Origin of the sequence: Methanoregula sp. (assembly GCF_023227875.1) — an archaeon.
Taxonomy (GTDB): Archaea; Halobacteriota; Methanomicrobia; order Methanomicrobiales; family Methanospirillaceae; genus Methanoregula.
This window is the reverse complement of record NZ_JALOCH010000005.1, coordinates 42,279-64,884: the sequence shown is the minus strand read 5'-3', so window position 1 is coordinate 64,884 and position 22,606 is coordinate 42,279. Positions and strand designations below refer to the sequence as shown.

General features: G+C 56.8%; 22 protein-coding genes. 9 read left to right on the top strand and 13 right to left on the bottom strand.

Annotated features, from left to right (window positions below; genetic code table 11):
- The first annotated feature begins 482 nt into the window (after positions 1-482).
- The 3 genes from M0R30_RS06630 to M0R30_RS06620 all read left to right on the top strand — a co-directional run bounded on the left by M0R30_RS06630 (position 483) and on the right by M0R30_RS06620 (position 2,114).
- Entirely contained in the window at positions 483-695 is a 213-nt protein-coding gene (locus M0R30_RS06630) for a hypothetical protein (protein ID WP_292544999.1), read from the top strand.
- A 177-nt stretch (positions 696-872) separates the two neighbouring features.
- Positions 873-1,844: a mechanosensitive ion channel family protein gene (locus tag M0R30_RS06625; protein WP_292544997.1), complete on the top strand. Its 972-nt coding sequence runs from the start codon at positions 873-875 to the stop codon at positions 1,842-1,844.
- A 66-nt stretch (positions 1,845-1,910) separates the two neighbouring features.
- Positions 1,911-2,114, top strand: coding sequence for an ion channel (locus M0R30_RS06620; RefSeq protein WP_292544994.1), 204 nt, complete (start codon positions 1,911-1,913; stop codon positions 2,112-2,114).
- A 773-nt stretch (positions 2,115-2,887) separates the two neighbouring features.
- On the opposite strand, the gene M0R30_RS06615 is transcribed toward M0R30_RS06620, so the two are convergent.
- From M0R30_RS06615 to M0R30_RS06560, 12 genes are all read right to left on the bottom strand, one after another.
- Complete coding sequence (locus tag M0R30_RS06615; protein ID WP_292544991.1) at positions 2,888-3,643, bottom strand: RNA-guided endonuclease TnpB family protein; 756 nt, start codon at positions 3,641-3,643, stop codon at positions 2,888-2,890.
- 174 nt (positions 3,644-3,817) lie between these two features.
- Positions 3,818-5,626: a DUF2070 family protein gene (locus tag M0R30_RS06610; protein WP_292544988.1), complete on the bottom strand. Its 1,809-nt coding sequence runs from the start codon at positions 5,624-5,626 to the stop codon at positions 3,818-3,820.
- On the bottom strand, positions 5,627-6,283 hold the full coding sequence (locus tag M0R30_RS06605) for a diphthine--ammonia ligase (protein WP_292544984.1): 657 nt from the start codon (positions 6,281-6,283) through the stop codon (positions 5,627-5,629). It abuts the gene before it with no gap.
- A gap of 3 nt (positions 6,284-6,286) precedes the next feature.
- Positions 6,287-7,180, bottom strand: a complete 894-nt coding sequence (locus tag M0R30_RS06600; protein ID WP_292544981.1) for a carbohydrate kinase family protein — start codon at positions 7,178-7,180, stop codon at positions 6,287-6,289.
- Positions 7,177-7,515 carry a DUF555 domain-containing protein gene (locus M0R30_RS06595; protein WP_292544977.1) on the bottom strand — a complete coding sequence of 113 codons (339 nt, stop codon included), beginning with the start codon at positions 7,513-7,515 and terminating at the stop codon, positions 7,177-7,179. Before M0R30_RS06595 ends, M0R30_RS06600 begins: the two co-directional genes overlap by 4 nt.
- 10 nt (positions 7,516-7,525) lie before the next feature.
- Positions 7,526-8,053 (bottom strand): nitroreductase family protein, encoded by a 528-nt coding sequence (locus M0R30_RS06590; RefSeq protein WP_292544974.1) that lies wholly within the window; start codon positions 8,051-8,053, stop codon positions 7,526-7,528.
- Positions 8,040-8,396, bottom strand: a complete 357-nt coding sequence (locus tag M0R30_RS06585) for a hypothetical protein (RefSeq protein ID WP_292544971.1) — start codon at positions 8,394-8,396, stop codon at positions 8,040-8,042. Before M0R30_RS06585 ends, M0R30_RS06590 begins: the two co-directional genes overlap by 14 nt.
- A gap of 242 nt (positions 8,397-8,638) precedes the next feature.
- A complete protein-coding gene (locus M0R30_RS06580) occupies positions 8,639-8,959 on the bottom strand; it encodes a DUF5350 domain-containing protein (RefSeq protein ID WP_292544969.1) in 321 nt (106 codons plus the stop codon).
- A 241-nt stretch (positions 8,960-9,200) separates the two neighbouring features.
- On the bottom strand, positions 9,201-11,051 hold the full coding sequence (gene gatE, locus M0R30_RS06575) for a Glu-tRNA(Gln) amidotransferase subunit GatE (RefSeq protein WP_292544966.1): 1,851 nt from the start codon (positions 11,049-11,051) through the stop codon (positions 9,201-9,203).
- Positions 11,041-12,279, bottom strand: a complete 1,239-nt coding sequence (gene gatD, locus M0R30_RS06570; RefSeq protein ID WP_292545430.1) for a Glu-tRNA(Gln) amidotransferase subunit GatD — start codon at positions 12,277-12,279, stop codon at positions 11,041-11,043. Before gatD ends, gatE begins: the two co-directional genes overlap by 11 nt.
- Entirely contained in the window at positions 12,276-13,757 is a 1,482-nt protein-coding gene (argH, locus tag M0R30_RS06565) for an argininosuccinate lyase (protein WP_292544963.1), read from the bottom strand. The genes gatD and argH overlap by 4 nt, the downstream gene beginning before the upstream one ends.
- 34 nt (positions 13,758-13,791) lie before the next feature.
- Positions 13,792-14,325: a helix-turn-helix domain-containing protein gene (locus M0R30_RS06560; protein WP_292544960.1), complete on the bottom strand. Its 534-nt coding sequence runs from the start codon at positions 14,323-14,325 to the stop codon at positions 13,792-13,794.
- Between the two features lie 198 nt (positions 14,326-14,523).
- Between M0R30_RS06560 and M0R30_RS06555 the strand changes: the two genes are divergently transcribed.
- The 6 genes from M0R30_RS06555 to M0R30_RS06530 all read left to right on the top strand — a co-directional run bounded on the left by M0R30_RS06555 (position 14,524) and on the right by M0R30_RS06530 (position 19,177).
- Positions 14,524-15,531 (top strand): ABC transporter substrate-binding protein, encoded by a 1,008-nt coding sequence (locus M0R30_RS06555; RefSeq protein WP_292544957.1) that lies wholly within the window; start codon positions 14,524-14,526, stop codon positions 15,529-15,531.
- A 124-nt stretch (positions 15,532-15,655) separates the two neighbouring features.
- Positions 15,656-16,444: an ABC transporter permease gene (locus tag M0R30_RS06550; protein ID WP_292544954.1), complete on the top strand. Its 789-nt coding sequence runs from the start codon at positions 15,656-15,658 to the stop codon at positions 16,442-16,444.
- Position 16,445: 1 nt separating this feature from the next.
- Positions 16,446-17,207, top strand: coding sequence for an ABC transporter ATP-binding protein (locus tag M0R30_RS06545; protein WP_292544951.1), 762 nt, complete (start codon positions 16,446-16,448; stop codon positions 17,205-17,207).
- A 122-nt stretch (positions 17,208-17,329) separates the two neighbouring features.
- On the top strand, positions 17,330-18,055 hold the full coding sequence (locus M0R30_RS06540) for a 50S ribosomal protein L16 (RefSeq protein ID WP_292544949.1): 726 nt from the start codon (positions 17,330-17,332) through the stop codon (positions 18,053-18,055).
- Positions 18,056-18,255: 200 nt separating this feature from the next.
- Complete coding sequence (locus tag M0R30_RS06535) at positions 18,256-18,612, top strand: hypothetical protein (protein WP_292544947.1); 357 nt, start codon at positions 18,256-18,258, stop codon at positions 18,610-18,612.
- Between the two features lie 175 nt (positions 18,613-18,787).
- On the top strand, positions 18,788-19,177 hold the full coding sequence (locus M0R30_RS06530) for a hypothetical protein (RefSeq protein WP_292544943.1): 390 nt from the start codon (positions 18,788-18,790) through the stop codon (positions 19,175-19,177).
- A gap of 719 nt (positions 19,178-19,896) precedes the next feature.
- Here the strand turns inward: M0R30_RS06530 and M0R30_RS06525 are convergent.
- Complete coding sequence (locus tag M0R30_RS06525) at positions 19,897-22,539, bottom strand: response regulator (RefSeq protein WP_292544940.1); 2,643 nt, start codon at positions 22,537-22,539, stop codon at positions 19,897-19,899.
- Between the last annotated feature and the right edge of the window lie 67 nt (positions 22,540-22,606).

The following is a 22,606-nucleotide window of genomic DNA, read 5'->3' as shown; positions in this document are numbered from 1 at the left end:
CCGGGAGAGGTAGTGAAAAGGGAAAGAAAGATTGCACCTTGAGGATACAATGAGGTGATTGCAAAAGAAACTGGCAACCCGGTTCATCCGGGTCCAGATTCCCAGTCTTTTTATATCCATCATCCCCATCCAAAATAAACGACTTGTCCAGAAGGATGGTTTTTCATTATGCCGGAATCCCCCTCAGCATATACCCCGCTTGCACGGCTCGTGCTCGTTATGGTCTGTTTAGCAATCGCCGGAAGTATTGGTGCCGGGGTACACTATTATGCGGTGGATCTCCCCCAGCAAAAATCAGTACAGCCACCTGACAATGGTTCGAAATTATTTTACCAATGCGTCATATGTAAAAGTAACTGCAACGGAAAACCGGACATTTATAATTGCCTGAACGAATGTGATCTGGTCTGTTAAGGATAATTTCAATTCTTTTTTGTTCCCCTCCGGGGGACCGGGGGTAATACCGGGCTACTGGTATGGGTGTGGATATAAAACCCGGCTGGCTGGTAAAAATGGATAACCGGAGCACCGTCACCCCCCTTTTCAGGATGCCCGGGGCGTCCCGTAACGATAGTGCGAACAAGGTCACCGTGCTGTATGCAGGCCCGGTCACCAGCAACGAGCATGAAGGTGGAATGAGTGGAGCGGGCAGGGGCGGGGCTGACGATAAACAATGCGTCACGGTCCCGGATTAAAAAAAGATTTTAACGAATTGTCAGGAATCCGGTGGGTTTTTTAAAATCCGGACAGTTTTCACCCGGTTATTAAAAATAATGCCTGAATGAACGTACCTTCACAATCAGTATTCTACTCTGCCAGCCAGAGCATTTTAATAAACCAAAAGGAGAGAAGAGTAATATCCGGACCAATGCATGAAACGTCAGCTGTTCATATTCACCCTGCTTCTCCTCCTCTCGGTAGGACTCGGTGCAGCTGCACATCTCCTGAACGACCCGTTAGTCACTGATCTCTTTTCCACCTCCCTTGTACTGACCGCATCGTACCTTGTTTTCAGCATCATCATCAGCATGGTTGTCGTCAGAAGGATCACCGATCAGAAAACCCGGTACACGGCAAACAAGGCCATTTCCGTACTATCGGTAGTACTCATCATCGCACTCTGCCTGCGGATATGGGTGACGGACACCTCTGCCCTTATTGTCTCCTATGGTATCATCGGGGCCACCCTTGCCTTTGCCCTGCAGGATGTGTTTAAGAATTTTGTCGGGGGATTTTTGATCATTATCTCCAGCATGTACCGTGTCGGAGACCGGATCACGATTGACAACAATTCCGGGGACGTGATGGATATCGGGGTCCTGAACACGACACTTATGGAGATACGCGGCTGGGTTTCCGGCGACCAGCCGTCAGGGCGCCTGCTCACCATCCCCAACGGCCTTGTGATAACCCATCCGGTGTACAATTTTACCCGCGATCATTCGTTTGTCTGGGACGAGATCTCCATTCCCCTCACCTATGACAGCGACTGGAGGCTGGCACGGGATCTTGTCCTTGGTATTGTTGTCAAAGAAACCCTGGCAATGACCATGCAGGCTGATGTAGAGATTGAACGAATCGGGGAAAAATATTATCTTCCCAAGAAAGTTGTCGAACCTTCGGCCTACATCACGCTCACGGATAACTGGATCACGCTGGATGTGCGGTACGTGACCGATGCCCGCGGCCGCCGGATCCTCCGCTCCCGGCTGAACGAGCTGATCCTTGCGGCCATTCAAGCGGAAGATCGGATTAGCATCTCATCCACTACCGTCACGGTTACATCCGTTGATGGCAATCCTGCTGCCCGCAAGACTAAAAAACAACCGGATGGCCCGGTATAATCCTTTTTTTAATTCCTCTGTCCGCGTACCCCGGGTATTTATAGCACCGGAAGAGAGAATCAGTGTATGGCGGAAGGGATCGGGTTTCGTGTCCGGGTATATTCCGCAATTCTTGCATTCGTTATGGCCTGCGGGACCATCGGGTTTATCCTGACCGAAGATCTCCACCCGATCGATGCATTTTATTTTGTGATCGTCACGATCGCCATCGTGGGATTCGGTGACATCTCCCCCCACACAATTCCCTCCCGGGAACAGCTCTCCCCGTAATCCCATTCTCTCTCGAAGAATCCTTCGGATTCTTCTCAACCTCATGGCATGATGGTCATTCGGATGTCGTAGAACCCCGTGGCCCGAGTCGTACCGGACATACACTCCGTGTATGACCAGTCTCCGTCGGAGAACTCTGGGGGGTATATCTGCCGGACCCTTTGGATCGACATAATAGCGTGAAAAAACGACATGGTTGTTTTATGAAACGCCGATTTTGCGCTCTGTTTGGTGGGAATCCCCCCAAACTGTCCCCGGAAAAAGCAGTAAATAGCAGAGTTACAGCGGCCGATCTCATGATGGATCGACCAATATACCCAGCAATTGAAAAGAACCCCTGTTTTGACCCTGCCGGTTTCGTCGGAGGTGCGATATTTCACATCGATGAATTATGGTTATTTTAAGGCAGGAGAACACCTCGGATACTGTCGAGATTAGGATCTCTGACGCTGTCGGGGGACTTATCCTCATGGTCCTGATGGACCATTCGGATTTCACTCCCGCCGTGTGGGCACCCCCCGGTTGCGATTCCTCCGAATTACCGGAATAATTACTTTACACGAAACGACTGGAAGTGTTGATCAGATTTTCTGTGGGGGACTGGTGGCGCAAGAGGGGGTCGACTATTTGGAAATTTTTTTCCGCTCTAAATTTTTTCAACTCCACGCGAAAAAAAACCGGTTCATGAGATTTTTCTGTACGGAAATTTTTCCGGAAAATTTCCAGCACAAAAAAAATTTAGAAAAAAATTTGCAGCCCGGTCTAAAAAAAAATTACATCAGCACCGCCAGCATGTTCTCGTCCGCCATCCCGCTCGTGATTGCGGGCGCCGGTACCGGAGTCCGTGCCTTCATCGCCCGGTTCATGCGCCGGAGCTGCTTTTTCGTAAACCGCATCTCTTCAGCCGTAAGTTCGGTCAGTTGTTCCGTTACGGAATATCTGAGCGGGGTTGTTGCAATGTTGAACGCTGCATTCACATCCGCGTGTGCCACGTACCCGCAGTGCGGGCACTCGAAATGTTTCCGCGAGCGCCGGCCAAAGCGACCGCACCGGCTGCACCGCTTCGATGTGTATGCCGGGTCCACGTAGATCACATCGATCCCGCGGTCGTGCGCCTTCTTCTCCACGAGCCGCTGCAAGGAGAAGAACGATCCGTTCTCGAACGAGAACGTGAACGGGTTGGAAGCATTGTCGGGACGTGAATACCGGGCCGAGAAGAGACGTTCGAATTTGATGCCGGTACCCATCTGATCTGCAAACGATACGATCTGCCGGCAGATCGCGTGCAGGGCGGATTTGAATTCTTTCCGCTCACGGGTCTTGGTCCGCTTCAGTTTCCAGAGTTTTCCTTCTCTGAATAATTTCGTACAGTTCCTGATCGAATGCGCGTGAAGATGGTGGATGTTCTTTCCCAGTTTCAGTACTTTTCCGCTTTCCGGGTCGGCGGCAACGGCCACATGGCCGGTCGTGTTTAAGTCAACGCCGATCCAGCGGGTTGTCAGGATTATGGACGGATGAAATCTGATCACCTGTACCTCATCGATAGTTCAACCGCTGTACATGCATACGGAATAGTCGTGGTAGTTCTGGTTCGTGTATCCTCCGTTCCTGATTGAGAATACTCCCGTGTTTACGAATATACATTGTGGTCGGAAGGGCGTTGTGCAAAAAAGATACTGAACGGTTGCCGGGAAATTTCCCGGTCACAGTATGAATGCGTAGGCTACAAAGGAGAGGAGGAACGCGAGGAGGAGCATAGCCAGCGAGAGCGGCGCAACAAAGACGAGCATCGCGTTCACGGTGCTCGCGAGCTGGGAGATCCGGTTCGAGCCGAAGACCACGATGTGTTCGCACTGCGAGGTCCCGGCTGCGACCGTGGCGGGTTCGAGATCCTCGGCTGCGCTCCGGACTGCCTGCATCACGTAGGGAAGGAATTCCGCAACCGGCACGTTCAGGCCGACCGGGTTCTTCCCGGTGATCGTGTTGACGACATGCGAATCGGTGGTCATCACTTCAGCTGCATCCGCGAGCGTCAGCACCTGTTCGAGAATTATTTCCCGGACGCCGGCCGCGATATTGTTGCCGTCAATCAGGATGTAGGCCGTCTTCTGGTTGTCGGCCTCGACCAGCAGCACCTGGATCCCGAGGTCGCCGAATCCCTGCTCGCGGGTGTACGGCAGCGTGATGTGCGCAACGCCGACACGGAACGGGTGCACGGGAAGATCCCGGCAGGTCTCCATGGCATCGAGCGATGCGGTCTGGTATTCATTCGCCGTGAGCGTGGCAAGGTGGATGGGCGACGAGAGATCGGTCATGCAGTTGTGGGCGTCGACCACGGCCACGTGCGGGAACCAGCGGTGGCCTTCTGCCATGATGGTTGAGCCTATTGAGAAGTCAAGGTCCTCGGTCCACTCGGGGGAGCGGGTCGTGACGAGCAGCACCGAGTCGCCGAACTTCTGGTACCGGGCCTTGACCGAGCCAACTTCAACAATGCCGGACCGGCTTGCCCCGCTCAGGTAGCTCAGGTCCGCCCGGGTCTTCTTCAGCGCATCAGTGACTTTGGAAATTTCTGATTCCGAGACCAGGTTAAAGTCGTGTGTGGCGCAACCGTGGGCAACGAGCGTCTCGTCTTCGAAACTGTCATGGATCACCTTGGGCAGGTTGCCGCCCCCGATCTCGCCCATGGGACCGGGGTGCAGGTTCGGGACGGTGAAGATGATGGGTTTTTTTGTAGACCGCTTAAAGAAGAAACTCACCTGCGGGACGAAAATTTCCTCGCCAATCTCCCGGAAGAAGTCCTCCATGCCTTTCGAGCCGTCGGTCATGTGGGCGATGAAGGCGTTGATGAACGCGAGCCCCCGGATCTTGAATGCCTTTTTCAGCGGCCGCTCGATCATCCAGATGAGGATCGCAAACCCGAGGCCGAAGACGATGTGGAGCACGAGCGCAAAGATCGCAAACGAGGGCGAGAAGAGGAACATGCCGGCCAGGATCCCGACCCCGCTCTGGGTGAGGGCCGGGAGGATCATCCGCGGCACGCGGTAATCGGCAATTGCCACGAGCACGAAGAGCCGGAGGCCGAAGATGAACCCGAGCGAGATGGCGTAGAAGAGCGGGATCAACGTAATCGAGACCAGCATCGATGCGAGCGTGATGATGACCCCGAAGACCGTGCACGCGAGGGCGAGGAGGGCCGAGCGGTTCCAGGTCATGGTCTTGCCGGTGTACTCGATGAGCGGTTTCGTCAGGGCAAGGGCCGCAATCGCGGGGATGGTGAACGCGATGGTGCCGGAGAAGAGGAAGTTTGCCGGGATGGAGAGGGCGTCGCTCAGGAATGGCGGCAGGGGAAACGCGATGATGCCCGATGAGGGCAGGCTCAGCCAGGCCCGGGCATTGGCCCCGTCAATGACAAGGCCGAGCAGGATGAGGATGATGAGGGATCGTTTCCAGGTCGGGGCGGTGAAGATATACTTGCTGAGCTGGCCCAGTTTGACATCGCCGCCCTGCGCCATTTAAGCAAACCCTCCAAGAACGAGTTCGTGCCGGTCTGTGGTGGACCGGATCTCGGAACTGGTAAACGTGATCGAGCGCGAGTAGAACGGGGCGTTCAAGGTAATACTCTCGTACTCGCCGCCTTCTCCCGCAAGATTGATCCGGCGGATCTTCTCAACGGCTTTGAGCCGGCGGATAAGTTCATCGTCAATTTTTGCCCCAAGGAAACTCTCGTCCAGCCCTTCGGCGGCCGTGACGATGATCCGGGCATCCATCCGCGCTGCCACTTCCCGCAGGAGTTCTTCGGTGTCCATGTGCCAGAGCGGGGTGAAGAGTTCGAGGCCCAGCGTGTCGGTGATCGCTTTCACGCGGTCGGCCTGGTACTGCGAGGCAACCGCTCCTGCGATCACGCCTTCGATATCGAGCGCTGCAAGCCCTGCTTCAAGGTCGGCGAGCTCCGCCTCCTTCTCGCCCTCGGTCAGGATCTCGACATACTCGCGACCGGAGACTTCTGCAATCACCGGCACCACATCGAGGTTGGCCGAGTGGAACATGTACGAGTCGCGGTTCTTCGGCCGTGCGGTGACGAGGTAGCGGAGATCCTTTCCGCTGTCGATTGCTTTCTGGCACGAGAGTATCGAGTCCTTTCCCCCTGAGGTCAGCGCTGCCCAGCTCATACGTTACGCATCCTGTGGTGACGGAAGTTCGCCAAACTGTTTCCGGTACCGGACGAGCATCGCGTTCCAGTCCGGGAGATGGGTCTGGCACCCGACATGCTCTACGACATACGATGCGGTGACCGTGCCGATCCGGCAGCAGGTCTCGGGAGTGTAGCCCCGCACAAAGGCCGAGAGGAACCCGGCCCGGTAGGCATCGCCCGCCCCGGTGGGATCGGCGAGCGTGACCGGAACAGCCGGGATGAAATGCTCGCGGCCTTTTGTATAGAGCGTGCTCCCGTCCCCGCTCATCGTGAAGATCGCCATGCTGACCTTGCTGATGAGCGCCTCGCGGGTGATCCCGAGCGTGACGCACATCTGTTTTACCTCGTGCTGGTTTGCAAACAGGATGTCCGTGTTGGCAATGATCGACTCCAGTAGCTCCTTGTTGTACAAAAAGACGTCCTGCCCGGGATCGAAGGAGATGAACTCGCTCTTCTCCGCCACCCGGCAGTTGAACGCGGGGTCGGCGGTTGCCATGTGGACGAGCGGCAGGCCCGGGGCCTCGGCGTCCTTGAACGCCCGGGAGGCTCCCCACTCGAAGAAGGTCATCTGGTCGCCGGCCTCGTCCGTGAACATGAACGCGGTGGGCGTGTGGGTTTCGGGGACCACAAAGAACTGCTTGTGGATCTTCAGGTCCGTCATCCAGCGGTCATACTCGCTGCCGGTAAAATCGCTGCCCACGCAGGAGTGGAGCGTGACCGCTTCACCCAGCGTTGCGATCCCTGCCGCAATATTTGCCGCTCCGCCGCCGAAGTAGACCTGGCGGTCCGTGATATGGGTCGAGCAGTTCTTCTCGGGCAGGCGGGAGACTTTCGAGATATGGTCGATAGCCGTGTGTCCTACGATATGGATCATTGTGCCTGCACATCCACGAGTTTGAGGGGGATGTCGCGGAGCGCCTTACCGATCACGGACTTGGCGATCCGGCCCGCGTGTTCTTCGGATTCCGCCCGGAACACCTTCATCTCGAGGACAAGCCCCACAAGTGCGGTATCCGCAACGACAATCGCACTTGATAGTGTCTCTTCGCAGTACGGGCAGGTCAGATATCCTGCCTCGACTTCCACGTATTTTGCATTAGGGTTCAGGCGTTTCCCGGCTTCACTGATCGCGATACCGATCGCATCGTCAAGGGATTTTACATCGCGGATAAGCCACGCGGATTCAATTGTTACGACATAGTCTGGCATCTTCTCTCCTTCACCAGGTTTCGCGGTGCACGTGTTCCCCGACTGCCATGCGTCCGGTGAGCTGTCCCGGGGTATGGCCTTTCCCGATCGCAAGCAGCGCAACGGGTCGGATATGCTGGGGGAGGCCGAGGACATCCCGCACGGCATCGTCATCGAATGCCCCGGTCCAGCAACTCTGCAGGTTCCGTGCATGGGCAGCGAGCATCATATAAGTACAGGCAATCGTCGCATCTTCCAGTGCATAGAGGATCCCCCGCTCGCCATAGCGGGACATCGAGCGGACATAGTTGGAGCAGACAGCGAGGATCACCGGTGCCTGTTCAATGTGCGGCTGGTTGAAGGCCGCCTCCGCAAGCGCCGCACGTGTCTCTTCATCGGTCACCACGACCACATCCCAAGCCTCAATGTTACCGGCACTCGGGGCTGTGCTGGCGCAGTCCAGGATATAATCGATCTCTTCTTGCGGGACCGGCTCGCTCTCGTATTCCCGGACCGAAGAACGCCCTGAGATGAATGAGAGGATATCAGAGAAGTCCATGTTCCGAAAGTACCTGCCATGCTTCCTGTGCCGGCGTGGTGGATGCACTGATCGCTGCCGCAATCCTCAATGATGCCTGTTCCGGCTGGTTTCCTTCGACAAGGGAGATCGCTTCGTTGAGGGCATTGATCGCCCTCTGGAATTCTGCCTGCGACGTGCTCTGTGCCGCAAACTGGAGCTCTCCCCGTGTCGCTTCCATCATCATGAGGAGCATGCGGCGGCCGCCGGCACGCTCCTGTTCCGGGAACCCGTTCACTGCAAGGCAGAACTGGGATATCATGATCAGTTCGGACTTTGCCCGTTCGCCGTACTGATAACTCTTGAGAGCCGTTGGAAGATCCATAGTCACCATAGTTGTTGGGGATAAAAGATAGTTATCCTTGACGGAATGAACCGGCAGGGCCGATACGTTCGAAGTTGGAGAGGTTCATCAGGACCTCGACAATGAGAAGGGTGGCATCAGCCGACCTTCGAAGAACACTGATGCGTTCTTCTCATCCTTCTGGTTCATCGAACCAGTCGGAGAAAAAAGAGGTTTTGGGACCTCGAACCCCATGACAGGTTCCCTATTGATTATAGAATGTTTTACCGGGAAGACTTGGCCTTTGTGCCGAGCGCGGAGACTTTTGCCCGCTTCATGTGCCTGCGGATCATCGGGTTTGCCGTGGACTCGTTCATGCCGGATCCACCGGACCGGTCGCCGCCGCGCCTGCCGCCACGTCTTTTTCCGCCGCCGCGTCCGCCCTGCGCCTCAGCGATCTGGTCGATCTGCTTTACATTGGCGCCGGCCTTGAAGCGCTGGTTCGGACCCGGTGTTTTTGCCTCGCCCTCTTTCTTGGGGACGAGCCGGATCTGTCCTTTTACGCCTTTTATCTGTGCCCATAGGGTTGTGCCTGTCTTGCCCATAGTTAAACTCCTTATCTAATTCTTCCGTGCGGGTGATAAATGTTGGGTCTGACTGGTTCGTAGAACCAGGAAGAGAAGAAGATTTTCCATCAGGAAAATCTTCGATTTCCGACTGGCCATCAGGCCTGGAAGAGGAGAAGAACCCGTTCAGGGTTCTTCGAAGTCTGACTGGTTGAAGAACCTTTGGTTCTTTTCCCGGTTCGGGTCTGATGCCTCTCACCATTTCGCAGACCCCGCGCCTCTATTTAGGTTCCAGTGCCTTGTCGATCCCGGTCCTCAGGACCTCGCTGACCATCTTCCCGTCAACCGATCCCCGCACTTCTGCCATGACCACGCCCATGAGGGGGCCGAGGGCTGCCTTGCCCTTCTGTGCGACAAACTCGGAGCGGTCCGCAAGGATCTTCCTGACGATCGCTTCGAGTTCTTCGCGTGAGACCCGGGGTGCCAGATTTTTGAGGGATTCTTCAAAGGTGCTGCCCGCGGCAATGCTCCGGAAGAGCTCCGGGATCGCCTCTCTTACTGTCTGTCCTTTCTCTACGGCATGCCATGTGGCAAGATACGCGTCGTCGGAAATTTTCCTGACATCAACGCCGTCCCTCCTGAGTTCGGTTGCTGTTGACAGGATGGTAAAGGCGGCGAGCTTGGGTTTGATACCCTCCTTAATCGCGCGTTCGAACAACGGGAGTTTATCCGAGCCGGCAAGCTGCATGGCATACGGGAGGTCGATCTGGTACTCTTTCGCGTACCGGTCGGCGCGTGCGGTCAGCAGTTCGGGAATGGTTACTGCCCTCCACCGTGCATCGTCAATGATGACCGGGAGGACGTCTGTCTCAGGATACATACGGGCTGCGCCCGGCAGGGGTCGCATGTAGGCTGAGCTCCCGGTCTCGAGCATCTTCCGCGTCTCTTCGGGGACCGGTTTGTCCGAAAGGGCGATCGTTGCCCGGGTGACCACCTGGCCGATCGCACACACGGCCTGCTTCTCGCTTCCACCCGCGACGATGATCACGCAGTCTGCCTCCCCGGCCTTCATATGTGTCTTAAGGGATGCGACTTCTTCTGCGGTGACCCCGTATGCCGGGAGTTCGTCGGTGTGGAAGATCCCGCCGACCCCGCACTTCTTTGCATAGTCCGACATCTCGCTGCCAAGCCGGCGCTCCGGCTGGATCTCGCGGCCGACAAGGCCGGCGAAACCTTTGAGGATAATCGCGTGGATCTTCTTTGCCTTCTTCAGCACGGTGGATTTGGTGTCCTTGAACAGGGTGGTGATGTCCTGGGCACTTGCCGTATCTACGGATGCGCCCCGGCCTTTGAGTTCGTCCCGTGTCGCAAGCAGGTTCTGCTGCCGCTGCACCTCGCGCCGGACAACTTCGGCGATCAGGTCCAGTTCCTGCACGCCCTTGACCTCCACGCGGGCACCCTGTGCGATCGAGATGTTGACGTCCTGCCGGATCGTCCCGATCCCGCGTTTCACCTTGCCCGTGGAGCGGAGCACCATGCCGATGTACTCCGCCATCTTCTGCACCTCTTCGGGAGTGTGCATGCACGGGGATGTCGTGATCTCGATGAGGGGGATGCCGAGGCGGTCGAGGCTGAAGACCTCATCTTTCACCCGTTGCGCCGCCTCCTCCTCAAGGCAGATCGTCTCGATCTCTCCCCCGTTTGGAAGAGTCCCGTTCAGTGCGACAAGGGCCGTGCGCTGGAACCCGCTGGTGTTCGAGCCGTCGATCACGAGCTTGCGCATCGTGTGCACCTGCGGGACCGGTGTCATGGAAAACATCTTCCCGATCGTAAGGCAGACCGAGAGCGCCTCGTCATTCATCGGTGCCGGGGGTTCTTCGTCGTCCTCGACAAGGCAGGTCGTGTCGTACGTATAATACTGGAACCGGCGGTCGCGTTTCATCTCTTCCTTTGCTGCCCGGTCTATCTCCCCCATTTCGCTGACCGTTGCCCGCAGGAACCGGGAGAACTCTCCCGCATGCTCGGCCGTCTCGCGGAGGGCAGTCGGGCAGTGGCAGAAGAGTTTTTCCGCGGTGTCCAGCTGCTGGTGGATCTCGATCCCGGCAACAAGACCGGCCTTCTTATAATCCATGGGCGCTCCTCCGGTTGCACTCGCCTTTGAGGTCCGCCTGCATCAGGGCTTTCGCTTTCTCTCCGTCTTTCTCATTGCCGAGTACCCACATCATCTTGACCAGTGCAGCCTCCGGCAGCATGTCGCCGCCTTCGATGACCCCGGCATCAAGCAGGTCGCGCCCGGTATCGTACACCCGGTCGCAGACCCTGCCGTTCATGCACTGCGAGGTCATTACCACTACGGTGCTCGCTCCGGTGAGGTGCCTCAGCTGCGGGATGAGTGTTGTGCTGGTATGCCCGAGGCCGGTACCGGATATCACGATACCCTTGTACCCTTCGAATGCCCTGAGAATGTCCGGAGACATCCCCGGGAAGAACTGCACGAGGGCACAGTGGGGTTCGAGCTTGTCATGGAGCGCCAGTTTATGTGTCCCGCGTCGCACTGTATCCGGTGCGAGTGTCACGGTGCGGGAAGGATATTCCACCTTCCCGATCGGCGGGATACCCAGGCTCCGGAACGCATCGCGGCGTGACGTATGCATCTTGCGCACCCGGGTGCCACGGTGGATGGTGCAGTGGTCATCGTTTGTCGAAGCGTGCATGACAACCGCGACCTCACCGAGATCGCTCGTTGCCGCCGCTGCCGCACAGACCGCATTCATCGCATTGTCGCTCGAAGGCCGGTCGGCAGACCGCTGGGACCCGACAAAGACGATCGGCACCGGTGTATCGATCATGAAACTGATCGCCGCCGCGCTGTAGGCCATCGTGTCGGTCCCGTGCGTGACGATGATCCCCTTCGCCCCTCCTTTGATCTCCTCATGGATCGCACGTGCAAGCTCCTGCCAGATCGCGGGGGTCATGTTCTCCGAGAGGATGGTGGCAAGAGGGATCGTACGGTAGTTCGCGATCTCCGCGAGCTCGGGGATGGCAACGAGGATGTCGCTCGCATTGAACTGGCTCGTCACGGAACCGGTCCGGTAATCGATCCGGCTTGCGATCGTCCCTCCCGTGGAGACAATAGATAGATTGGGAAGGCTGCTGTCCTGTTTCACGTCAACCGGCTTTACCGCCGCAGGGGCCGGCCGTTCAACGAACGTGCAGACCTTGGGAGGCACACCGATGTTATAGCCGGAACCGAGCTTGACAACGGCCATGCCATCGCGTTCGGTAATGTATATGCCCTTCAACTGCTTCCCTCCGTATTCACACCGGACGAAGTCTCCTGAAACGAACTCAGTTGTTATGCTACCAGCCTCCGTGCTGAAGTGATGAGGATCTTTTCTGCGAGGTTAAGGGCGGCCTGTATCTTTTTGGTGCCGGCGCTATCTGCGTTGAGTTGTTTCTTCCGCTGGGCGATGGACTTCTTCGTTGCCGCCGGTGCCGGTCCGCCCGGTGCCGTGCGGAGCGAGAGCGAATACTGCACATCGAGCATCCGGTCGATCTCATCGTTGGTCAGGCCCAGTTTCTTTAAGGATATCTTAGTGTCCACTTCCTGCGCCGCCGCTTCCAGCGTGGCAAGGGAGAGGTTGCCTTTCTGTACTGCCCTCCCGACAATATTGTGGGCGGTCCGGAAGGGGAGCCCGTAGGTCCGGACCAGCGAATCTGCCAGTTCGGTTGCCGTAGAGTTACCCTTCCCGGCCTCTTCTGCCATCCGTTCCGTATCGAACGTGGCCCCGTCAAGCATCTCCGCGAGGATCACGATACTCTCATGGGCATCCTGCACCCCGCGCCAGAGGTGGGGGGTGAGGTCCTGCAGGTCGCGGTTGTAACTCATCGGGAGACCCTTGACCGTTACAAACGCACCGCCAAACGCCCCGAAGACCGCGCCGGACTTTGCCCGCATGAGCTCGGCAACATCGGGGTTCTTCTTCTGGGGCATGATGGATGACGTGGAGCAGACTGCATCGTCAAGCGTCACGAACCGGACAAAGGCCGAACTCCAGAGGACCAGTTCCTCGCAGAGCCGGCTCGTGTTCGCCATCATGATGCTTAAGTCTGCAAGGGTTTCGAGCGCGAAGTCCCGGGTGGCGACCGCGTCCATCGTGTTGGTTACAAGGCCGTCAAACCCGAGGAGATGCGCTGTAAGATTCCGGTCGATGGGGTATCCTGTTGAGGCAAATGCAGCAGCGCCGAGGGGTGAGAGGTTGACCCGCGTATAGGCGGACTGGAGCCGGTCGAAGTCCCGGGAGAATGCCTGCTCGTAGGCCAGGAGATGGTGGGCGAGCGTGGTCGGCTGGGCATGCTGGAGATGCGTGAACCCGGGCATGGCGCTTTCGATGTGCTTGTCGGCAATTGCGAGCAGGGTGGCCCGGACTTTCAGGAGTGCTGCCATCTGGGCAAGCAGGTCCTCACGGATCCGGATCCGGATGCAGGTTGCCACCTCATCGTTCCGTGACCGGCCGACATGCATCCTGCCGCCGGCTTCCGCACCGATTGATTCGATCAGGAGCGATTCGATCCCGGCGTGAACGTCCTCATACTGTTCGTCAAAGATTTCGTCCGGGATCCCGTCGTCATAGTATCCGAGCAGTGTCGCAACAATCGGTTTTGTCACGGCCCGTTTATTGATCTTCTGCGTATCCAGCATCAGCACATGGGCAATATCGACGAGCAGGTCAGCGCGGGCAATGGACCGGTCCGCTTCCATTGAAGAGAGGTACCGGGTGATTGCCGCTGACCGTGTGCCGGAAAGACGCCCCTGCCGTACAACGTCCTTTCGCATCCTGTCACCTGCTAATAAATTGGCGGTCATGGGATTAAAGCCACGCCTTACGCGCCGCAAGTTCGATCGCCCGCTGTACCGATTCACGCGGGATGATCGTTGCCACCGGGATATGGACGAGCTGATCGATGACGCTGGACACGATCGGGGCACAGACAATCGCAATAGCACCTTCCCGTTCCGCCCGTACCGCGGCGACGATCGCATCTTCCATCGTGTGAACGGGATATTCCCGCACCCGCATGCGATGGCCGTCGATATCCGCCACCCGCTCCTCCACGCTCTCCAGTACCGGGCGTGCAGCAATGAGCCCGATGAAGTCTTCCGCACCCACATGATAGAACTGGCGCAGGGCACGGATGATCGAGCGGAGGGTCGAGAGGTTGGGTGACCGTTTCCCGTGCATGATCTTATAGAGCGAGCTCTGGGCGATCCCGCTCTTTTCCGATAATTCCCGCACACTGATCCGCAGGTCGTGACGGAGCAGGTCATTCAGGGTAGCGACGAACTCCTCATCCGAGATAAGTGCAGCGCGCATGAGCCGGTCGATGGGGTCCACCTGTACCATATAACAGGTACAAACAGGCTAATTAAAGAAAAAATTTTCCTTTTTGTCCTCAAAATCGCTGCGGGAATCCGGCGGAATGTGGACAGTAATGATAAAATATGTGTCCAATTGTAATTTTTTTTTATAAAAAATGGACAAAATAAGAGATTTTTTGCCCGGATAATGTAATATTTAATAATCCCGAAACAACACTTCCGCATGAAACCGATGAAGATCATGGCAATTGCGCTCGTCGCGATTGCCCTTCTCCTGATCACTGCCGGCTGCACCCAGTCGTCAGGTACTGCAACAACGCCCTCCACCGCTGCTCCTGTCAAGGAGCTCCGTATCGGGTACCAGCCCAGCACCCACCAGATGGCGGCAATTACTGCCCTGGAGAAAGGCTGGTTCAAGGAGGACCTCGCTCCTCTTGGCGTTGTAAACATCTCTGACAAGGTCTTTCCGAGCGGTCCGCCCGAGATGGCGGCTATGCTTGCCGGCGAAATCGATGTTGCCTACGTTGGAGCAGCCCCGGTCCTGACCGCGCTCTCCCAAGGGCTTGACGCCAAGATCGTTGCCGGTGTCAACACACAGGGCTCTGATCTTGTCGTACGGAATGACATCGATTATAAAGGCCCGGAGAGCCTCAAGGGACTGACCATCGCTACGTTCCAGGTCGGGAGCATCCAGGACACCGTCCTGCGTGACTGGCTTAACAAGAACAATCTCACCCCGGACAAGGATGTCTTCATCAAGGGCATGGGCCCGGGCGACGCCGTCACGGCCATCACTGCCGGCAAGGTCGATGCGATCTTCCTGCCGACTCCCTCGCCGAGCACGGTCGTAAACCAGGGCAAGGGCAAGGTCGTGGTCCACTCCGGCGAGATGTACCCGAACCACACCTGCTGCGTCCTTGTTGTCAGCGGCAAGCTGATCCGCGAACACCCGGAGATCGTCCGGCAGATCATCAAGACCAATGACCGGGCAGTTCTCTGGAACCAGCAGAACATTGACGAGGCAGCCGTGATCTACTCGACCAAGACCGGCGCCAAGCTCGAGGATGTCAAATCATCGCTCGCGGAATGGGACGGCAACTGGGCATCGGACCCGAACATCATTGTCGAACCGGTCCTCGATTACGCGAAGATCCAGTACGAACTCGGGTACATCAAGAAACCTCTCACCAGGGACGAGATCTTTGATCTCACGTTCTACACGAAGAGCTGAGGTATCCCGACCAACCTTTTTTTTCCCTTGACGTTCTTTACTATAAAGTACTATTCAGAGCGCCAACCGGCACCGTAACTACGATGGGAAATCCGGTTGGAACAAACCTCGGGAACCAGAATCCATGGGCAGACATGCAGACACGAATGGCAAAGACTGGCGGCTCGGCGTGCTTGCGGTCCTGCTGGCAATCGTCATCTGGCAATTCATTGCGGCAGTGATTATACGGTATCCCTTCATCCTCCCCGCCCCAACGGATGTTCTCTCTGCGTTTATCAGCCTGCTCCAGACGGGTGATATCTTTCTTGACATCCAGGCAAGCCTGGTCCACTTTGCCATCGGCCTTGGCCTGGCGCTCCTTGTCGGCATCCCGTTCGGGATCATCATGGGCTGGAACCGCCGGTTCGAGTCCTTCATCGACCCTCTCATCGAACTCCTCCGCCCGATCCCGCCCCTTGCCTGGATCCCGTTTGCGATCATCTGGTTCGGGCTGACCTCTTTCTCTGCGGGGTTCATCATCTTTGTCGGGTCGGTCTTTCCAATCATCATCAACACGTACAGCGGCTTCCGCGGCGTGCCCCGGATATTTGTCGAAGCCGGGAAGATGCTGGGGTGCACAAAGGACCGCGACCTGATCCGGTACATCGCGTTCCCTGCCGCCCTCCCTTCGGTCGCCGCAGGGATCCGGATCGCGACGGGCGTGGGCTGGATGTGCCTTGTTGCTGCCGAACTCTTCGGGGTCTCGAACTACGGTCTCGGCCAGAAACTCTGGTTCTTCTATTCCCTCCACCAGATGGACAGCGTTGTCGTGTACATGATCCTGCTTGGCATGATCGGCCTGGCGTTCGACATGGTATTCCGGTATTATATCGACCGGCATTTCCTGAAGTGGCGGACCGGGGAGGTGGCGTGAGATGGGAGACCTTGAGATACGGGACCTGAACCAGTCGTTTGCGCGGGACGATGGCTCGCGGCTCGTTGTCCTCGAGCACCTCAGCCTCGCAGTGCAGGACAAGGAGTTTGTCTGCATCCTCGGCTCGTCCGGGTGCGGCAAGACCACGCTGCTGCGCATGATCGCGGGCCTGGACACTGCGGCGTCAGGCTCGATCATCCTCGATGGCGAGGAGATGAAAGGCCCCAGCCCGAAGGTGGGCATGGTCTTCCAGGAATACTCCCTCTTCCCGTGGCGCACGGTCATCGACAACATCGCCTTCGGGCTTGAGATGAAAGGGGTGGCAAAGGAGGAACGCTACCGGGTTGCCGGACAGTACCTCGACCTCGTCAACCTCTCCCCGTTCCGGGACAGTTATCCCTCGGAGCTCTCGGGTGGGATGCGGCAGCGGGTCGCGGTTGCCCGGGCGCTCGCGCTCGACCCGGTCCTCCTCTTAATGGACGAGCCGTTCGGGGCGCTCGACGCCCAGACGCGCAACATGCTCCAGCAGGAGCTGCTCGAGATCTGGGAGAAGACCAAAAAGACGGTGATCTTCATCACCCACAGCGTGGACGAGGCGGTCTTCCTCGCGGACCGGATCATTGTGATGACGCCCCGCCCGGGCCGGATCAGCCGGATCTTCGAGATCGATCTCCCGCGGCCCCGCGAACGGACGAACGTGGAATTCGCCCGGCTCCGGCGCGATGTGCTGGACCTTATCAACCAGCACACTGCTATCCAGTAAGGTTTAATACGCGCCATAGCCATTTTATTAAAGCAGTTTGTGAAGCGTACCGGTATGAGTATCGGAGTCTTTTTCCGATATTTCTGCCCGCTTTTAACAATTTACCACAGGAGTAGGACGCGATGGTTAGAAAACCGGCAAAGATGTACAGGAACATTTCCAAGAAGGCCTATACACGGCGGAAATATATGGGCGGTGTTCCGGGGAGCAAGATCGTACAGTACGAGATGGGCAACCTCTCGCAGGAATTCCCGACTGAAGTCGACCTTATCGTTGAGGAGGCATGCCAGATCCGGCACAGCGCACTCGAGGCAGCCCGTATCACCGCCAACCGCCGGTTGATGAAGGATGTCGGCAGGTCCAACTTCCACTTCAAGGTACGCGTCTATCCCCACCACGTCCTGCGCGAGAATAAGCAGGCAACCGGTGCCGGTGCGGACCGTGTCTCGGAAGGCATGCGCCTTGCGTTCGGCAAGGCAGTCGGCACGGCAGCACGGGTCGACCCGGGCCAGAAGATCCTGACCGTCTACTCAACCCCCCAGTACTTAGAGAAGATCAAGGACGCACTCCGGCACAGCGCTCACAAGCTCCCGACTCCCGCGCACCTGAAAGTCAGCACGATCAAGGTCAGCGGCAAGATCGTTGCGGCACCGAAGCTCGTTGGTGAGAAGGTCGTTGCAGCACCGGTTGTTACGGAAGAGGCAGCAGCGGCCGCAGCCGAGCCCGCAAAGGGCGCAGAGGCAGTCAAGGGCAGCGGCGCAATCCACGCAAAGGGTGGCAAGGATGCAGCACCGGCCAAGGCCGACGACAAGAAAGGCGGAGCCCACGCAAAGGGCGGCAAGAAGTAATATTTTTCACATTTTTTTAGTTTTTTTCTGTCGCGATTGTTTGAAGGATTTTTTCACTGGTGACCAAAGGGTCTGCAATTCCCCGAACCTCCATCATCCTATTATTATTTATATAATTTCTTTAAATCAAAATAATCACAAATGTCTCAAGAAGATTACACCAGGCGAATGGCAAAAAAAATCCGGGCCGGGATGGTATCATGAGCCGCGGACCAAAATCGCGCCGGGCATACAGGGCATCAATACCCGTTGCAGAGATACGGGAGAAGGTCCAGATGGCAGAGAACGGCCCGGAGAGGCTGTACGATTTCACGATCGTCTCCACGGTGCCGGTTGCATTCATCTGCGTGAAATATGCACGGCGGATCCTTGTGTCGCTTGCGGAGATTGCCGCGGAATTCAGCGAAGATATCCAGAAGCTCCGTTTGATCACGCATGACACGGCAATCTCACGCGAGCTCTGGCTCTGCTCCAAGCACGGCACCCTGCGGTTCTTCCGGATCATCGCGGACGGGCTTGTCGAGCTGGGCCGGGACGGGAAGGTGCTGGCGGGATGAATGGCGCCGGGCTCGTGCCTGTTATTGATCATTGACCCGAAAACCACCCGGCAGATCATGAGTATGATAACGGGTCTCGTGTGTTGAACAGTTCCGGCCTGCCACATCTGCTTTTTCCGACCACAAACCTCTTGGACAGACGGGTACCAGCTTGTTATTACGGGACGTGGTCCGCATGAGAACCGATGCAGCAGTTTCATTCATTCTTGTATCGCTGGCGATGATGTACATGATAATGCCGATAACCAGCGCTGCAGTTCCTGATGATAACCGGCAGGCCTGGCCGATCGTCACCAGCCCGGAGCTCAACGTGACCGGCGCCGATATCGCAAATCTTTCCCCTCCCTCCCGGTACGAGATTACACCGACCATCCGCGTCGAGGTCAAGATGTCCGATACATTATTACCCGCTCCAAAGGGGGAAATGGAGGCGGGCCCGCGGACGATTGGGCTCTCATTCGTTCCGGTATTTCTCGCGATTGTGATCATTGCAATTGTCGCCGGGGCAGCAGGAGTGTGGTACCTGATGAAACGAAAACCAGGTGAAAAGGATGAAGACGAATAACTCCTGTGTTTTTCCTTAACCCTGAACAGGGCAGCTGCTGGCGGGACGAAATTTGCCGGGTTGTGAGTATGCGATGAGGTGAGCGTGAAAATTTTTTTAAAAATTTTTTCCGCTGGATATTTTTACCGGAAGAATTCCGGAAAAAATTCCGGGATATCCATTTTACAAACTGTGTCAGGATTACAGAATACCGGCAGATTGTCAGTCAGGAAGGGTACTGTGTCAGAGGACACCGCTGATCCGGTCTCGTCTCCCGGGGAAGATCCCGATACCCCGATCACCGTCGGAGAATGACCTGATTTTAGGGACAGGGGAATCCGGGCCCTGTGCGGGGTCCGTTTACCCATTTTCCCGGATCCAGAGGTCATAATTCGGTAAAATGAGGGCATATTTCCCCGGGTTTTAGCAGTTTTCACACCGGTGAGGGAGAGGTCATATTTAGCCACATTTGGGCGGGCGATCGGCAGGTAAAACGTGTTTTGGATTGTGGGTGGGGTGGGCCGGATCGGATCCGGGAGTGATCCTTACGACTGGACAGGTAATCAGGAGAGTGGAGACCGGATTTTTTGTAATTGAATCCACAATCAAAATTCTAAAATGGATTTGAAAAAAAATTATCAAAAATAAATTTAAAAAATTGTTTGGAAAAATATCGGAAAAAATTTTTCCGGCAACCGGTTACAACATCCCCGGTTTATCCCCCGTAAAAAATCGTCCCGTCACTTCCAGATCATCCGGTACTTTCCTTTCGGCACCGTGATCTCGAACCTCGCACCTTTCCCCGGTACACCGTTCTCCCGGATCGTAATCCCGGTGATCGCGAGGATCTCCTTTGCGAGGAAGAGGCCAAGCCCGGTATTTTTCCCGAATCCTTTCTCGAAGATCTTCTCTTTTTCACCGGCCTGGATCCCGGTCCCGTTATCTTCCACGATGATATCGAGCCCGCCGGTGACCTCTTCGCCTCCGACACGGATCTCCGTCACGTTTCCCCCGTGCTGCATCGCGTTCTCGAACAGGTTGAAGAAGACCTTCTCGAGCATCGGGTCGGCAAAGATCTCGGCATTCGCACAGGCAGCGGAGCACATGACCTCCTTCCTCCCCGCCTTTGCCACCAGCTCGTCAAGTCGGAACCAGCCGGGGGTATGGACTCCCAGCTCCTGGTAGGTCTTCATGAACTCGATCTGGCGGTGGATCGTACTGGAGCTGGCCTCGATCTTTGCGAGGTACCCGGCAACGACCGGGTCGCGCTCTTTCCTCACTGCGATCTGGGTGAAGCCCTGGAGCGTGGTCAGCTGGTTCACGATATCGTGCCGGGTAATGCTGTTTAAGAGACCGAGTTTCCGGCTGGCTTCCCGGAGTGCCGCTTCCGCGAGTTTCCGTTCCGTGATGTCGGTCATCAGGTTGAGGGTTGCAGGCCTGCTATGCCACTGGATCATCGCGATCGAGATGTAAATCCAGCGCGGGCTCCCTCCCGGGCCGATCATCCTGAAATCGAAGTTGTCCGGGACATCTTCCCCATCACACCGCTGCTGGTAGTGTGTCTTCAGCATCTCCCGGTCCTCGGGCCAGACCGTCTCCCAGAATTCCATGCCAAGAAGGTCGATCGCTGCGATCCCGACGAGATCGATCATACGGGGGTTGGCATAGACCATGCGCAGGTCCTGGATGATCGTAATGGCCTCGTTTGCCTTCTCGACAAGGCTCCGGTACTTCCCCTCGCTCTCTCTCAGTGCCGCCTCGGCTTTCTTGCGTTTGGTGATATCTTCGGAAAAGATGATGATGCCACCGACAACAGTGCCGGTCGTGTACCACGGGCGGACTTCCCATGCAAGCCACAGGACAGATCCGTCTTCCCGTACAAATCTGTCGTCATCGGAAGAGACGACCTCACCGGCAAGACCCCAGCGGTGTACCGCCTTCAGTCCTTCAGGGATCTTCGGGAAGATCTCGTAGTGGGAACGGCCGATGATCTCCTCATCGCCGAGATGGTAGTCTGTGATCCACCGGCGGCTTGCTGCGATATAGCGCATCTCCGTATCGAACATCGCAAGGGCGGCGGGTGCCTGCTGGATAAAGAGCCGGAGGCGCTTCTCGCTCTCCAGCAGCGCCTCTTCAGCTTTTTTCCGGCCGGTAATATCCAGCACAGTCCCGATGATAGAGGTAAGATTGCCGGATTGATCGTACCTGCCCTGGAATGTTGAGTAATAATAACCGGTGCTCTTATCCGGCCGGAGGAACCGCTGTTCATACATACCCGGCTCACGGGACTTGATCGCCTTCTCGATCAGTTCCTTGTCGCGCTGGTGATCATCAGGCCAGGGTGATAGTTCAAGGATGGAATCGATCTGCGGGACGAACTCGCCCGGATCGATACCGAAGATCCTGAAAACTTCGTCAGACCATTCCACGTGTCCCGTTTTTGTGTCCCAGGACCAGAATCCCAGGTGCGCCATCTCCTGCGCTTCCCGCAGTTTTCTCTCGCTTTCACGGAGCTCTTCTTCGGCCTTCTTCCGGCCGGTGATATCCAGCAGGACGCCGTTATAGATGAGCTCGGGACCTTTCTTCACCGGCCGGGCCAGTCCCTGGAACCAGATCGTTTCCCCGGAGGGCTTGATGAACCGGCCCTCGATGTCCCATTGCGATGCCGACGACACCGCTTTTTTGATCGAGTCCATGATCGCATCGCGGTCGCGCGGGTCGGCATGCGCAGAGAACCGGTCGAAGAACCGATCCGCCTCATGGCTGATGCCAAACACTTCCTGCGAACGGGTGCTCACGTAGTAAAATCCCCAGCTGCCATCGGGACGGGCATAATACTGGAACATAACGCCCGGGATGGTGCCCGCGATCTCGGTCAGCTGCTGCTGGGTTTCCAGGAGTTTCTGCTGGGCAACCGCGATCTCCTCGTACTGCTGCCGCAGTTCCTCTTCTGAAGCGATAATCTGTTCGTACGCAGATTTTAATTCGTCCTGGCCTTTCTTCTGTGCAACAGCCTGCCGGATCTTGTGTTCGAGTTCGGCAAACTGGGACCGGGGATCCCCGCCTTTCTGGAGATAGAAATCGGCCCCGTTGTTGATTGCATCGATCACGACCTCTTCGCGGCCTTTCCCGGTGAAAAGGATGAAGGGGATGTTGCCGAACCGTTCCCGGACCACCTTTAAAAATTCGATCCCGTTCATGTCCGGCATCTGGTAGTCGGATACGATCGCATCGTAGGACCGGATCGAGGGGTTGCTGAGCGCTTCCTGGGCCGATGTCGAGATCCCGACGCTGAATTCAGCTGTCTGCTCAAGGAATATCCGGGCTACTTCAAGGAGTCCGGGCTCGTCATCGACATAGAGTACCCGAATTCTGCCCGGCATATTACATCCATATCTGCGAAATTGTATATCCCTTTCTGCTGAGGAAATATTCCGGGTTATCCCGACA

Coding starts and splice junctions, on each gene's coding strand:
- M0R30_RS06625 (WP_292544997.1), top strand. CDS start 873: ATGAAACGTCAGCTGTTCATATTCACCCTGCTTCTCCTCCTCTCGGTA.
- M0R30_RS06620 (WP_292544994.1), top strand. CDS start 1,911: ATGGCGGAAGGGATCGGGTTTCGTGTCCGGGTATATTCCGCAATTCTT.
- M0R30_RS06610 (WP_292544988.1), bottom strand. CDS start 5,626: ATGGCGCAGGGCGGCGATGTCAAACTGGGCCAGCTCAGCAAGTATATC.
- M0R30_RS06605 (WP_292544984.1), bottom strand. CDS start 6,283: ATGAGCTGGGCAGCGCTGACCTCAGGGGGAAAGGACTCGATACTCTCG.
- M0R30_RS06600 (WP_292544981.1), bottom strand. CDS start 7,180: ATGATCCATATCGTAGGACACACGGCTATCGACCATATCTCGAAAGTC.
- M0R30_RS06595 (WP_292544977.1), bottom strand. CDS start 7,515: ATGCCAGACTATGTCGTAACAATTGAATCCGCGTGGCTTATCCGCGAT.
- M0R30_RS06590 (WP_292544974.1), bottom strand. CDS start 8,053: ATGGACTTCTCTGATATCCTCTCATTCATCTCAGGGCGTTCTTCGGTC.
- M0R30_RS06585 (WP_292544971.1), bottom strand. CDS start 8,396: ATGGATCTTCCAACGGCTCTCAAGAGTTATCAGTACGGCGAACGGGCA.
- M0R30_RS06580 (WP_292544969.1), bottom strand. CDS start 8,959: ATGGGCAAGACAGGCACAACCCTATGGGCACAGATAAAAGGCGTAAAA.
- gatE (WP_292544966.1), bottom strand. CDS start 11,051: ATGGATTATAAGAAGGCCGGTCTTGTTGCCGGGATCGAGATCCACCAG.
- argH (WP_292544963.1), bottom strand. CDS start 13,757: ATGCGAAAGGACGTTGTACGGCAGGGGCGTCTTTCCGGCACACGGTCA.
- M0R30_RS06560 (WP_292544960.1), bottom strand. CDS start 14,325: ATGGTACAGGTGGACCCCATCGACCGGCTCATGCGCGCTGCACTTATC.
- M0R30_RS06555 (WP_292544957.1), top strand. CDS start 14,524: ATGAAACCGATGAAGATCATGGCAATTGCGCTCGTCGCGATTGCCCTT.
- M0R30_RS06550 (WP_292544954.1), top strand. CDS start 15,656: ATGGGCAGACATGCAGACACGAATGGCAAAGACTGGCGGCTCGGCGTG.
- M0R30_RS06545 (WP_292544951.1), top strand. CDS start 16,446: ATGGGAGACCTTGAGATACGGGACCTGAACCAGTCGTTTGCGCGGGAC.
- M0R30_RS06540 (WP_292544949.1), top strand. CDS start 17,330: ATGGTTAGAAAACCGGCAAAGATGTACAGGAACATTTCCAAGAAGGCC.
- M0R30_RS06535 (WP_292544947.1), top strand. CDS start 18,256: ATGAGCCGCGGACCAAAATCGCGCCGGGCATACAGGGCATCAATACCC.
- M0R30_RS06530 (WP_292544943.1), top strand. CDS start 18,788: ATGAGAACCGATGCAGCAGTTTCATTCATTCTTGTATCGCTGGCGATG.
- M0R30_RS06525 (WP_292544940.1), bottom strand. CDS start 22,539: ATGCCGGGCAGAATTCGGGTACTCTATGTCGATGACGAGCCCGGACTC.